The sequence below is a fragment of the Nocardia sp. GCM10030253 genome, assembly GCF_042675075.1.
Lineage (GTDB): Bacteria > Actinomycetota > Actinomycetes > Mycobacteriales > Mycobacteriaceae > Nocardia.
In genome coordinates, this window is record NZ_JBHTDL010000008.1 from 325,202 (window position 1) to 337,771 (window position 12,570).

Annotated in this window: 14 protein-coding genes; 7 read left to right on the top strand and 7 right to left on the bottom strand. The window is 67.4% G+C overall.

Annotation, left to right across the window (positions count from 1 at the left end):
• Positions 1–78 precede the first annotated feature (78 nt).
• On the bottom strand, positions 79–1,110 hold the full coding sequence (locus ACFQZZ_RS20005) for a DUF3152 domain-containing protein (protein WP_378682690.1): 1,032 nt from the start codon (positions 1,108–1,110) through the stop codon (positions 79–81).
• Positions 1,111–1,389: 279 nt separating this feature from the next.
• On the opposite strand from ACFQZZ_RS20005, the gene ACFQZZ_RS20010 reads away from it, so the two are divergent.
• Positions 1,390–2,055 carry a TetR/AcrR family transcriptional regulator gene (locus ACFQZZ_RS20010; protein WP_378682693.1) on the top strand — a complete coding sequence of 222 codons (666 nt, stop codon included), beginning with the start codon at positions 1,390–1,392 and terminating at the stop codon, positions 2,053–2,055.
• Positions 2,056–2,144: 89 nt separating this feature from the next.
• Here ACFQZZ_RS20010 and ACFQZZ_RS20015 read toward each other — a convergent pair whose 3' ends face one another.
• Together ACFQZZ_RS20015 and ACFQZZ_RS20020 are read right to left on the bottom strand one after the other, a co-directional pair.
• Positions 2,145–2,372, bottom strand: a complete 228-nt coding sequence (locus ACFQZZ_RS20015; RefSeq protein WP_378682696.1) for a DUF3107 domain-containing protein — start codon at positions 2,370–2,372, stop codon at positions 2,145–2,147.
• A 144-nt stretch (positions 2,373–2,516) separates the two neighbouring features.
• Complete coding sequence (locus ACFQZZ_RS20020) at positions 2,517–3,071, bottom strand: YceI family protein (RefSeq protein WP_378682699.1); 555 nt, start codon at positions 3,069–3,071, stop codon at positions 2,517–2,519.
• A 101-nt stretch (positions 3,072–3,172) separates the two neighbouring features.
• Between ACFQZZ_RS20020 and ACFQZZ_RS20025 the strand changes: the two genes are divergently transcribed.
• A complete protein-coding gene (locus ACFQZZ_RS20025) occupies positions 3,173–4,009 on the top strand; it encodes a helix-turn-helix transcriptional regulator (RefSeq protein WP_378682702.1) in 837 nt (278 codons plus the stop codon).
• Between the two features lie 5 nt (positions 4,010–4,014).
• Here the strand turns inward: ACFQZZ_RS20025 and ACFQZZ_RS20030 are convergent, their stop codons facing one another.
• From ACFQZZ_RS20030 to ACFQZZ_RS20040, 3 genes are read right to left on the bottom strand one after another with little or no spacing between them, the layout of a single operon-like run.
• Entirely contained in the window at positions 4,015–4,695 is a 681-nt protein-coding gene (locus ACFQZZ_RS20030) for a ferritin-like fold-containing protein (protein WP_378682705.1), read from the bottom strand.
• A gap of 28 nt (positions 4,696–4,723) precedes the next feature.
• Positions 4,724–5,779, bottom strand: coding sequence for an alpha/beta fold hydrolase (locus ACFQZZ_RS20035; RefSeq protein ID WP_378682708.1), 1,056 nt, complete (start codon positions 5,777–5,779; stop codon positions 4,724–4,726).
• 55 nt (positions 5,780–5,834) lie between these two features.
• Complete coding sequence (locus ACFQZZ_RS20040; RefSeq protein WP_378682711.1) at positions 5,835–6,692, bottom strand: hypothetical protein; 858 nt, start codon at positions 6,690–6,692, stop codon at positions 5,835–5,837.
• 417 nt (positions 6,693–7,109) lie between these two features.
• On the opposite strand from ACFQZZ_RS20040, the gene ACFQZZ_RS20045 reads away from it, so the two are divergent.
• The 5 genes from ACFQZZ_RS20045 to ACFQZZ_RS20065 all read left to right on the top strand — a co-directional run bounded on the left by ACFQZZ_RS20045 (position 7,110) and on the right by ACFQZZ_RS20065 (position 12,079).
• Complete coding sequence (locus ACFQZZ_RS20045) at positions 7,110–8,849, top strand: DEAD/DEAH box helicase (protein WP_378682714.1); 1,740 nt, start codon at positions 7,110–7,112, stop codon at positions 8,847–8,849.
• Between the two features lie 30 nt (positions 8,850–8,879).
• Positions 8,880–10,115 carry a hypothetical protein gene (locus ACFQZZ_RS20050; protein WP_378682717.1) on the top strand — a complete coding sequence of 412 codons (1,236 nt, stop codon included), beginning with the start codon at positions 8,880–8,882 and terminating at the stop codon, positions 10,113–10,115.
• A gap of 145 nt (positions 10,116–10,260) precedes the next feature.
• Complete coding sequence (locus ACFQZZ_RS20055) at positions 10,261–10,872, top strand: acid phosphatase (protein WP_378682720.1); 612 nt, start codon at positions 10,261–10,263, stop codon at positions 10,870–10,872.
• A 17-nt stretch (positions 10,873–10,889) separates the two neighbouring features.
• Complete coding sequence (locus ACFQZZ_RS20060; RefSeq protein ID WP_378683166.1) at positions 10,890–11,369, top strand: GNAT family N-acetyltransferase; 480 nt, start codon at positions 10,890–10,892, stop codon at positions 11,367–11,369.
• 29 nt (positions 11,370–11,398) lie between these two features.
• Positions 11,399–12,079 (top strand): endonuclease V, encoded by a 681-nt coding sequence (locus ACFQZZ_RS20065; RefSeq protein WP_378682722.1) that lies wholly within the window; start codon positions 11,399–11,401, stop codon positions 12,077–12,079.
• Between the two features lie 14 nt (positions 12,080–12,093).
• On the opposite strand, the gene ACFQZZ_RS20070 is transcribed toward ACFQZZ_RS20065, so the two are convergent.
• A complete protein-coding gene (locus tag ACFQZZ_RS20070) occupies positions 12,094–12,531 on the bottom strand; it encodes a hypothetical protein (protein ID WP_378682725.1) in 438 nt (145 codons plus the stop codon).
• Positions 12,532–12,570 lie beyond the last annotated feature (39 nt).

Consider the following 12,570-nt stretch of genomic DNA (forward strand, 5'->3'; position numbering starts at 1 on the left):
CCTGGCGCGACTCCTCTTACTCAACACCGGCGACGGGACCGTTCTTCCCGCCCCATCGTCCCGTACCCACGACCCGCTCTAACCGCGGGGGTAAGGCCACGGGTTGAAGCGACATCGCTTGCCGTCCATCGGTACCACTCCGTCGGGATCCAGCGCGGCGATGTCGTTGTTCTTGATGCCGAAGGTCTGCTGCATCATCACCGGGGCGAGCCCGCCGTCGGTCTCGCACGGCTGATGCTGGTGGTAGCCGATGGCGTGGCCGACCTCGTGATTGATCTGGTACTGCCGGTAGGAGCCGATGTCGCCCTCGTAGGCAATGGCGCCGCGCACCCAGCGCACCTCCGAAAGCACCACCCGGCGCCGGTCGGAATTGAAGCACGACGAGTCGATAGGAATGTCGAAACCGCATGCCTTGCGCGAGGATTCACGCGACGTGAGCGAGATGCGGAAATCCGGTTCGCCCTGATCGATGCGTCGAAAGGCGAACTTGCTGTCGTGCGCCCAGCTCTTCGGATTGGCCAGCGTGGTGTCCACCATCCTGGCGACGGACTGGTCGCCGCCGAACCCGGAGGTGTCGATACCATCCTCGATCTCTACGGTGTAGCTGAACTTGAACTCCGAGCCCGTACCGACCTGCGCCGTGGTTCCCGGCACCACATGCCATGCTCCGGTGCCGGTCTCGGTGAAGGCGCCACCGTCGGGCAGTGCCCCGGTGGGCAGATCGGTCGGGAAGTGGCCGTCGCCGGGTGGGGCGCCGATGATGCCCGCGGATGCCGCGTGCGGGCTCAGCCGCCCGAATCCCGGCGCCCCACCGGCGGCGCCTGCCGCGTCCGGTCCGCCGCGCACCGCGTCCACGATCACCAGCACGGTCACTACGAACAGCACCGGCAGCGCATACGCGCGCCAACCATAGGTGGATACGAATCTGCCCAGCGCACTTTGCTTTTTGGTGTCGCGTTCGGGCCGTGGCCGCTGGCGGCCCTCGTCAGGTGCGGTGGGATCCCAGCGGGCCCGCAACGGTTGGTGGGATCGGTCCGGGGGTTGGTGCAGACCGGACGGGTCATAGACCTCGACCCCGCCTCGATCACGGGCGGTTGGAGACCTGGCCACGGGACCAGACCCTACGGAACCGGACGCGTCGGAGCCAGCGGGGCGGTGCGCATTTCGCCCGCCGCCGGGTCTTTCCGGTCGGTCGGTCACACACACCAGACTCTCACAACGCGCAAGGCCCGAAAGCCGGGCACACCACACGGCCCGGTTTGCTGCGACATTTCTCACCAGCGGGCAGGAGTGCCATCCCGGGTCCGCATATGGTCGGTGACCGGGTATCGTTCATGGGATACCCGGTGTACACCCCCTCTTGCCGGGGCATCGACTGGGAGAGCCGAAATGACTGACCTCGTGGACCGGATGACGTCCCGCAGATCGTCGTCCGACGCCGTGGCACCGACCAAACGTGGTACCCGGCTTCCACGCGACGAGCGACGGTTACAGCTACTCGCGGCGGCAAGCGAAGTATTCGTCCAACGCGGCTATCACGCCGCGGGCATGGACGAGATCTCACAGTGCGCCGGAGTCAGCAAACCGGTGCTCTACCAGCACTTCGCCAGTAAACTCGAACTCTACCTCGCGGTGCTGCAGAACTACGTCGACATGCTGGTGTCGAGTGTCCGGCAGGCGCTGCGCTCGACCACCGACAACCGGCAGCGCGTGCGCGCCGCGGTGCAGGCGTACTTCGACTTCGTCGACAACGAAATGCAGGGCTTCCGACTGGTCTTCGAATCGGACCTGACCAGCGAGCCGCAGGTGCAGCGTCGGGTCGAGCAGGCCACCGAGGCCTGTGTCGACGCGGTCTTCGACCTGGTCGCACATGATTCCGGGTTGGACCCCTACCGCGCCAGGATCCTCGCCGTCGGCCTGGTCGGCACCAGCCAGTTCACCGCCCGTTACTGGCTGGAGGCGGACCGCCCCATTCCGAAGGAAGAGGCGGTCGACACCACAGTCCAGCTGGCCTGGGGTGGTCTGTCGCACGTACCGCTGCACCCCATCGGCTGATTGTTTCGAAACAGCGAGTGCCGCAACCGTCAGGACGACGGTTGCGGCACTCGCTGGTATTGCCTGCAATCCGCACGCGGCGGATGAACTCAGACGGCGGCGAAACCGACCCGGCCGCCGGTGGGCGTGCCGATCTCGACATAGGCGACTTTGGCAGCCTGGATCAGGAACTTGCGGCCCTTCTCATCGGTCAGCGCCACGACGCCGCTGCCACCGCTCAGCGCACCGGACACCAGCGCCTCGACCTCGTCGGGAGTCTGCGAGCTGTTGATCACGATCTCCCGCGGGCTATCCGAAATACCGATCTTGACCTCCACGGCCAACCTCCGAACCTAGAGTCCTGTGCGGCGTGCGGACCTGCGTCCACCCGAGCGCTCTTCGCTGTCCGATCAAGGCTAGTGCAGGGCCACATCGCGCAGACACACGACCGCCTGCGCTCTCAGCGAACAGGGCCGCGCTGGTTACTTCGGTTCGATCAGCTGGATTTCGAGTTCGATCTTCACCGTGTCGCTGAGCATGCCGGGCAGCGGTCCGCCGACACCGAAATCGGTGCGCTTGATGGTGCCGGTCGCCGAGAATCCGGCATGCCGATCGCCGGTCGCACCGAAGTCCTGCACCCCGCCCCATTCGACCTCGAGGGTGATCGGCTTGGTGATGGCGCCCAGCGTGGCCTCACCTTCCACCGCGAAGGACTCCGCGATCCGGACCGGCTCGGTGGCACGGAACGACAGCGTCGGCCGGTTGGCCACATCGAGGAAATCCGCATTGCGGACGTGCGCGTCCCGATCGGCGTTGCCGGTGTCGAAGGAGTTCAGATCGATAACAGCGCCGATGGTGGCGGCGCCGGATTCGTCGACGACGAACTCGGTCTCGAAGCGGGCGAATCGACCGCGGACCTTGGAAATACCGAGATGCCGGATGGTGAATTCGACCGAGGAATGCAGCGGGTCGAGCGCCCAAGAACCGGTGGTGAGCGATGTGGCCGCGGCGGTATTGGATTCGGAAGAAATTGTCATGCCTTCGACGATTGTCGAGCCGCCGTCTGGTAGCCAGACCGCCGTTATCCTGGACCTGACAGGGCGCGGATAATCATCCCAGGACAAGGCACGATAGACGTATGGCACGAAACGGATTCGCGGAATTCCTCATCGCGCGCCGCGCCGAATTACGGCCGTCGGATGTCGGTATGCCCGAGGGCGGGCGGCGCCGCACCCCGGGGCTACGCCGCGAGGAGGTCGCGGTCCGCGCCGGAGTCAGCGCCGATTACCTGGCCAGGATGGAACAGGGCAGAGACACCAATCCCTCGGTGGCGGTGATCGATGCGCTGGCCAAGGCGCTGCTGCTGGAAGGCAAGGACCGCAACCACTTCGGCTGGCTCGCCTTGACCTCCAGCAACGAGGAGCGTTGCCCCAAGGCCCCTTCCGCCCAGGAAAGCGTCAGCCCCGGCATCCAAACGATCCTGCGGGCATTGCATCCCACCCCTGCCTTCGTCGTCGGCCGACGGCTGAACGTGCTTGGCTGGAATCCGGCATGGGAAGACCTCGCGACACCGCTCGGCCTGCTCGACGATCCGACCCACGTGAATCTGGCCTGGTACACCTTCATGCATCCGCTGGCCAGAAAGGTCATACGGAACTGGTCGGAGGCCGCGGACGTCTTCTCGGCCGAGCTGTGCCGGGCCAAGCTGCGCTGGCCCGGCGACGAGCAACTGCTCCAGGTGATCGACGCGCTCCATCACCATCCGGATTTCGCGGGACGCTGGCAGCCGCATCGGCTGCACGAGCGCATCGTCGCCGAGCTGGATTTCGACCACCCCGAGCACGGCATCCTGAAGGTCGCCTTCGAGACACTGGAAGCCGGTCACGACCAGAGCATCATGGTCTGGCTCACCGATCAGGCCCAGGCCCGCGTCCCGGAACTGCGCCTGGTGTCCAAGCGCGCGGTCAACGAATAGCCGCGTCAGATCCCGAGGACGGCCATGCGTTCGGCGTGGCTGGCCTGCATGCGCTCGAACAGCGCGGCGATGCCGTTGAGATCGCCGGTCGCGGTCAGCACGAGCTCGGTGAGTTCATCGCGCTGGGCCATCACGTACTGCGCCTGGGTGATGGCTTCGCCGAGCAGTCGCCGACCCCAGAGGGTGAGCCGGTCGCGTTCGGAGCGGCTCGTCGCGACCGCGCGACGCACCTCCTCCACCACGAATTCGGAGTGGCTGGTTTCGGCGAGTACGTCCCGGACCACGGCGGCGACCTCGGGAGTCAAGGCACCTGCGATCTCGGTGTAGAAGTCGGCGGCGATGCCGTCGCCGACGTAGAACTTCACCATCGACTCGAGCCAGGTCGAGGGGTCGGTGGAGTCGTGGTAGGCGTCCAGCGCACGCACATAGGGCGCCATGGCGTCGAAGATGTCGAGGCCGCGTTCGGCCAGCGCGGACTCCAGTGTCTCGAAGTGCCGCATCTCCGCGGCCGCCATCTTCGCGACGGCGACCTTGCCCCGCAGCGTCGGGGACAGCTTGGCCTCCTCGGCCAGCCGATAGAACGCGGAAATCTCACCGTAGGCGAGCACCGCGAACAGCTCGGTGACACCGGAGTGGTCAGCGGCGATGGACGAAACCTCTAGCGCGGCAGATGACTGGGCTCCCATAGTTCAACAGCCTAGTACTCGCCTCGGATCACGCGGCTTCTCGCAGGAACGTGTCGAGGTGTGTCCAGGTGGTGTCGCGGGCAGCGAGGCCCGCGAGGATGCCGAGGTGGCTGCCGGGGGCGGTTTCGTAGCGCACGGACTTGGCGCCGGTGAGGGTTCGGATGCCCGCCTCGACCGCGGCGGCCGGGGTGATGACATCGCCGGGTCCGCCGACCAGCAGCACCTGCGCGGTCACCTCGGCCAGTTCGATGCGGCGCGTGCCGAGTTGCACGACGCCGCGGCCGATGTCGTTGTTCAGGATCAGCCTGCCCCATAGCTGGCCGTAGAAGCGGCCGGGATAGCCCGGCATCTCGGCCATGAAACGGTCGATCGTCTCCATCCTTGCCAGGGTTTCGGTGCGGGCGATGTTGCTTGCCACGAACCAGGGACGAGTGAGTTCCCGGTCCCAGGCGGTGACCTTGTAGGCGAACCGCGTCAGCGAGGCCGGGATGCCGCCGGCGGCGCGCACCGCCGTCGACGTCGCGATCCCGCCGGTGAGCTTGGCGACCGCGCGCAGTTGCGGGATGCCGGTCATCTTGTCGTAGTCCAGCGGCGAGCCGACCGCGGTGATGGACCGGATCGGCAGCTCCGGGTGCGCGGCGGCGGCCAGCAGTGCCAGGGTCCCGCCGATGGACCAGCCGACGAGGTCGACCGGCCGACCGTCCTGATCGGCGGAGGTGCGCAGAATCGCCTCGGGCAGGATGTCGTCGATCCAGTCCTCGAAGCCCATCCGCCGATCGGCGAAGGTGATCTCGCCGTAGTCGACGACGTAGGGCGTGCGGCCGGTGTCGAGCAGGAAACGGGCCAGGCTCTGGTCCGGCCGCAGGTCGAAGCAGCTGGCTGGCGCCGCCAGCGGTGGCACCAGTAGCACCGCCGAACCCGGTGCCGCGCCGGAGGATTCGTGTCCCTCGAAGCGGCGCAGCTGCCGGTGCGGTGCGTCGGAAAGCACCGTCGACGGGGTGGGATCCGGCGCCTCGACGCCTGGGCCGAAGGTCAGGGCCCAGGCGTTGCGGGCGGCGATGGTGACGGTGTCTGCGAAGCTCACGAACAAGAATCTCTCACACCTGGTACCGGCGGTAACAGGCAAGTCCGGTTTGCGGCTATGCCTGCCCCATGCCGATGGGGTTGATCGGCGGCACCAGGGACTCCTGCACCTGCTTCACCAGCGGGGCAAGCACATACGCCAGCTCAGCGCTCGCGTCCTGCGACAACGTCGACAGCGCACCGTTCCACGCGGCATCATCGGTGCTCGCCTCCACCCGTGTCAGCAATTCCGCACCACTGACGGTCAATGACGGGCTTGTCGGCTCTCCCTTGATCAACCCACGTGCGCGCAGTTCGTCGGCGTTGTCGGACCACTCCTGCTCGGACCAGCCGCGCGCGGACCGCATCACCGACGCAGGCACCTTGCCCGCGGCCACCTGCATCACCAACGCCTGTGCTCCGGTCAATCCGTGCGCGACCAGCGCGGCCACATGGCCGTCCCCGCGATGCTCCCGCAACGACGTGGTCAGCTGCCACAGCGCGGCGACCGGATCGTCGGACAACGGCAATTCGGCATTCGCCGCGAACAGCGCCCGCCCGGTCGGATCGGCCGCGCGCTGCACCGGCACCAGCAACTCGACCGCGCGCGCACATTCCGGATTCCCAGCGCCCGCGCCGCGCAACAGCCCGGTCGACACGGCGAGCCGGGCATCTAGGCTCTGCTGCGGGGTCGACCTGGCCCACGCATCGGGCAGCGCCTTGCCGATCATGTCCGGGTGGAACCCAGCGAAGGTCGCGACCACTGTGCCCGCCGTCACAGCCCCCAGCGGCGCGGCTCGAAACGCGAAGTACGTCTGCCAATATCCGCGCAAGCCGATCGCTACTCCGGCGTCCTTGATCGGTGCCCCGAAATAGACCACGTCGTGCAGCGGTTCGAGGGTGGTCCAGATTCGTCGCGCAAGATGAATTGCCATGTCGCGCAGCGTACGTCGGTGAGCCGCGCGAGGAAACCGGACTTTTGCGCCGAAATTATCGTGGCGGCAATTCGGGCCGTGCACAATATCACGCTACAATCACTGCGGACAACGGAAAGTTTCGCCCGACCGAGTCGCCGGATCGTATGGTCACACGGGCACCGGGTGCGAGGTTTTCGACGTCCAGGAAAATGTGCGCGCACCAGATCCGCATCACCAGAGCGCCGCGCCGATGTCTCCAGGTAGCTGCCGTATAGACGGCACCCGCTGACATCAGGCTGTAGCCGGGGTGAGCATCACAGGCGGATACGTGGTCGTCGCGGGCCGACCGGTCCGCCCCACGCCTCGTGCGCGCGTGACGCGATAACGAGGAAAGGCACGAACCTGAGCAAGATCACTATCGAACAGGAACCGGGCTTGGCAGACACGCTGCTGACCGCCGAACTGGACGAAACCCACACTGCACCGACTTTTGCCGAATTGGGCGTGCGCGAGGAAATCGTGCGAGCGCTCGGCGAGATCGGAATCGAACGCACTTTCGCAATCCAGGAACTCACCCTTCCGTTGGCTCTCGCCGGTGAAGATCTCATCGGTCAGGCGCGCACCGGCATGGGTAAGACCTTCGGATTCGGCGTGCCGCTACTGCACCGCATCGCCACCGCCGACACCGGCACCACACCGCTGGACGGCACCCCACGGGCATTGATCATCGTGCCGACCCGCGAGCTGTGCATCCAGGTCACCCAGGACCTCGAGAACGCAAGCAAGTACCTGAAGAACCATCAGGGCCAGCTGCGAGTGCTGTCGATCTACGGCGGCCGTCCCTACGAGTCCCAGATCGCGGCGCTGCGCTCCGGCGTCGACGTCGTGGTCGGCACCCCTGGCCGGCTGATGGACCTGGCCGACCAGGGACACCTGATTCTCGGCAAGGTCGGCGTGCTCGTCCTCGACGAGGCCGACGAAATGCTCGACCTCGGCTTCCTACCGGATATCGAGCGCATTCTCGGCATGGTGCCGACGCAGCGCCAGACGATGCTGTTCTCGGCGACCATGCCGGGTCCGATCATCACTCTGGCCCGCACCTTCTTGTCCCGGCCGACGCATATCCGGGCCGAGGAGCCGCACGATTCCGCCATCCACGACCGCACCGCGCAGTTCATCTACCGCGCGCACGCACTCGACAAGAGCGAATTGGTCGCCCGCATCCTGCAGGCGGAAACCCGCGGCGCGACGATGATCTTCACCCGCACCAAGCGCACCGCGCAGAAGGTGGCCGACGACCTGGCCGAGCGCGGGTTCTCCGTCGGCGCGGTGCACGGTGACCTCGGGCAGATCGCCAGGGAGAAGGCGCTCAACAAGTTCCGTAAGGGCGCCATCGACGTGCTCGTCGCGACCGATGTCGCGGCGCGCGGCATCGACATCGACGACGTCACCCACGTCGTCAACTACCAGTGCCCGGAGGACGAGAAGACCTACGTGCACCGGATCGGCCGCACCGGCCGCGCCGGGCGCACCGGTGTCGCGATCACCCTGATCGACTGGGACGAACTGAACCGCTGGGCGAGCATCGATAAGGCGCTCGGCCTCGGTATCCCGGAGCCGGTGGAAACGTACTCGCGGTCACCACATCTGTACTCCGAGCTCGGTATCCCGGAAGGTGTGACGGGCACCGTCCGCACGGCGAAGGTGGAGCGCGACGAGGACGCCGTCGTGGTCGACCGGCCAGCGCGGGCGCCGCGCAAGCGCAACCGCAGGCGGACACGAGCCGGTGAGCCGATCGACCCGGCCGAGGTCAACGGCACCGAGGACAGCGCTGTCGCAACGTCTTCGGATACCGCGGCACCCGTCGACAACGCCGATGACGCGGACGAGAACGCCGACAAGCCGGCCCGTCGCCGTCGCCGCAGGCGCAAGCCCGCGGGAGACTCCGACGCAACCGCGGACAACGGCGGTACGGACGATGCAGCCGCCGACAACGGCAGCGTCGAAGCACATACGACCCCGGACAACGGCAGCGACGACGCGGAGACGGCCGACCAGCCTGCGCGACGTCGGCGTCGTCGGCGCAAGCCCGCGGGCGAGAACAGCGCCGAGAACGGCAACGGAGCCGCAGTAGAGGTGGCCGCGGCTACCACCGCAGCCGCTGCGTCCGTCTAGTCCCTCACCGGATCCGCTACTCTCGCAATCGTGCTCGAACCTGAGCGGCGGACGCGCGCCGACATCATCTCCGCAGTCGCGATCGCCGTGCTCGTGGCGATCGCGGCGGCGTTGGTGTGGGCGCGTGGCGACGCCAGCGGCACCGAATCGGTGACCGCGGAACATCCGGTGTCGACGCCGACCGCGGCGGACCAACTGCCCACCACCCTGCGCGAACTGTGGCACGCCCCGGACGGCGCGACGGCAAGGGCCCTGGTCGCCGCGGGGGCGGTGATCACCGGCGATGACGGCACGGTCACCGGCCGCGATCCGCGAACCGGTGTACAGCTGTGGCGCTATCGGCGCGACATGCCGTTGTGCGGGGTGGAATCCCAATTCGGCACAGTGGTCGCGGTGTACCGGGATCAGCGCGGCTGCAGCCAAGCCACCCTGCTCGCGGGCGAGGACGGTGCCCGGCGCACCGCACGCAGCAGCTACATGGACGAGACCCTGCGGTTGTCCGTCGACGGCACCTACGTGCTCGCCCAGGGACCGCAGCGGCTGGAGCTGTGGCGCTCGGACCTGGTGCGCACCCTCGAATACGGCTACGTCGACGCGCCGGTGAACGTGAAAACCCAACCGCGCAAGGGCTGCTCACTGCTCTCGGCCGGGTCGAGCGCCACCAGGCTCGCCGTGCTGGAGCGCTGCCCCGAGGACCCCGCCGACCGGCTGACCGTGCTCAACCCGGCACCGAAGGACAACACCGTCCCCGAGGAACACGGCTCGCACGTGCTCATCGGGCCCGGCACGGATTCCGCCGACGCACGCGTGATCGCGGTGTCGGACAACCGGATTGTGCTGTACCTACCCGGTGCACCCGCGACGGCAGGAGTGGAAGCCGCGACACCGCGGCTGGCCGTCTACGACGGCACCGGGAATCCGCTTATGGTGCACCAGCTTTCCGCGCCGCTGACCGACAAGGCGACGACCACCCGGATCAGCTCGGCCTTCTTCGTTTTCACCGGCAACAGCGTGATCGCGTTGAGCGCCAGCACCTTCGACCCGCTGTGGACCGTGCCGAACGCCATCGGCGGACCCGCGTTCATGGCGGGTCGCCTGCTTGTCCCGGTGGCCGGAGCGATCGCCGCGCTCGATCCCGCATCGGGCGCCGAGGTCGCCCGCATCCCGGTGAATCGCCAGGGTTCCGAAGGCTCCCCCATCTCGCTCGCCGTACTTGGCACGACTGTCCTGGAAAAGCGCGGCACAGCGATGTACGCGCTCGGCTAGCGACGACTGATTTCGCAAGAACATGGGTAACTCGCCGGGTACGCCGAAGGATCAACCCACACGCACCGCCGGCCCGCGACGCGACTATCGAGGCACCCACGACCGGCAAAGACGCGGAGAGGCGGATTAGCCCATGATGGAAAGCATGTCCGCACTCGATGACGCCCGGCTGGTGCTGCTCCGGCACGGCGAAACCACCTGGTCGACTCAGCGCCGCCATACCGGCCGCACCGATCTGCCGCTCACCGAGCGCGGTGAGGAGCAGGCGCGCGGCGCCGGTCAGCTGCTGACCGCGCTGAAACTGCGCGATCCGCTGGTGCTCACCAGCCCCAGGCAACGCGCCGTGCACACCGCCGCGCTGGCCGGGTTCATCGACACCACCGTCGACGACGATCTGGCCGAATGGGACTACGGCGATTACGAGGGCCTCACTACCGCACAGATCCGCGAAACCGTACCCGGCTGGACCATCTGGACCGGCGCGGTGCCCGGTGGCGAGACCGCCGAACAGGTGCGCGCCAGGGCTGATCGAGTGCTGACCTCCGTCGAACCCGCGCTGCCCGGCCGCGATATCGTGCTGGTCGGGCACGGACACTTCTCCCGGGCGCTGATCGCCCGCTGGGCCGAGCTCGACCTCAGGGAGGGTCGCCGCTTCACCATGTCGACCGGCGCGGTCACCGTGCTCGGTTTCGAACACGACGTGCGAACCATCCTGGCGCACAACCTCGTTCCCGCACCGAACGGAGCAATCCTGTGACTCGACCCGGCAACGGCGTGATCCGCCGCGCCACACCCGCCGATGTACCTGCTCTCGTCGAGCTGGTCTACGACCTCGCCGAGTACGAAAAGGCAAGGGACGAGTGCACATTGACCGCCGAACAGCTGCACACCGCGCTGTTCGGGCAGACGCCTGCGCTGTTCGCGCACGTGGTCGAGGAGGAAGACGGCCTGGTGGTCGGCTGCGCCATCTGGTTCCTGAACTTCTCCACCTGGGAGGGCGTGCACGGCATCTACCTGGAGGACCTGTACGTCAAGCCGGAGACTCGTGGCAAGGGATATGGCAAGGCGCTGCTGACCACGCTCGCCGAGGAAGCGGTCGCCAACGGCTACGGCAGGGTCGACTGGGCGGTACTGACCTGGAACACCCCGTCCATCGACTTCTACAAGTCGCTCGGCGCCGTCGGGCAGGACGAGTGGGTCGGCTACCGGCTCGAGGGTGCGGCTTTGGCAGCACTGGGTAGCGGCGGCCGGTAACCGCGCATCGCACGAAGCAAGGACGGAATATGCGGGTGACCGCGCCTGCCGAGTGGCCGACAACGGCGGACGAAGCGGTGGCGATGCAGGACGAGCTTCGTCCGTCGGTTGTCACGAAAAACCTTGGTACGGCAGAGTTTCGGACTGTCGCGGGACTCGATTCGGCGTACCACGACAATGGCGCTGTCGCCGCCGCCGCCGTCGTATTGGACAGCGCCACATTGGAACCCGTCGAGACCGTGGTGGCGCACGGCACCGTCACCTTCCCGTACGTACCCGGCCTGCTCGCGTTCCGCGAGTTGCCCACCACCGTCGCGGCACTCGAAAAGCTCAGCACCACACCGGATCTGCTGGTCTGCGATGGCCAGGGCCTGGCACATCCGCGACAGTTCGGATTGGCCTGCCATCTCGGTGTACTCACCGGGGTGCCGACCATCGGAGTGGCCAAGTCGGTGTGGGGCGATTACACCGAGCCGGGGCGGGAACGCGGTGCGACCTCCGACATCACCATCGACGGGCGGGTTGTCGGCCGAGTGCTGCGCACCAGGACCGAGGTCAAGCCGCTCTTCGTTTCGGTCGGCCACCTCATCGACCTCGACACCGCCTGCACCCAGGTGCTCGCGCTCACCCCGCACTACCGGCAACCCGAAACCACCCGGCGTGCCGACCAATTGTGCCGACAGGCGTTGCGCGACGCGACCGGAGCCTGAGCAAACTCCTGGACCTAGTCGGTACGTGGTTCCTCGGCATCGATGCCGTACTCCTGGGCCATCCAGCGCGACGAGGGCGGCGCGAACAGCAGCACCAGCGCGGCGATCGCCACCACGCCGAGCAGTGCTCCGTAGACCGGCTGGTGTGAGTCGGTGAGCAACGACCAGGCGACCGGCAGCAACAGCAGCTGGGCGATCACCGCGATCGCCCGGCCCCACCGCCGGCCGAGCAGCAATCCGATACCGGCGGCGAGCACGGCTCCGCCGAGAATGCCGAACCACGCCGCCGTGCCGTACCCGCTCGCCGCGCTCTGGTCATGCCCGAGCAGCCCGCGCACCACCAGCACGATCGCCGTGATCACGGCGACGCAGCCCTCCAGCGTCACCAGTCCACCCGCACCGCGCACCGTGGTCGGCACACCGGAAAACTCGCCTTTGTCGGTCTCAGCCACGCGCCCAGCCTAAAGGGCATTCCGGTAGGCCCCGCCCGC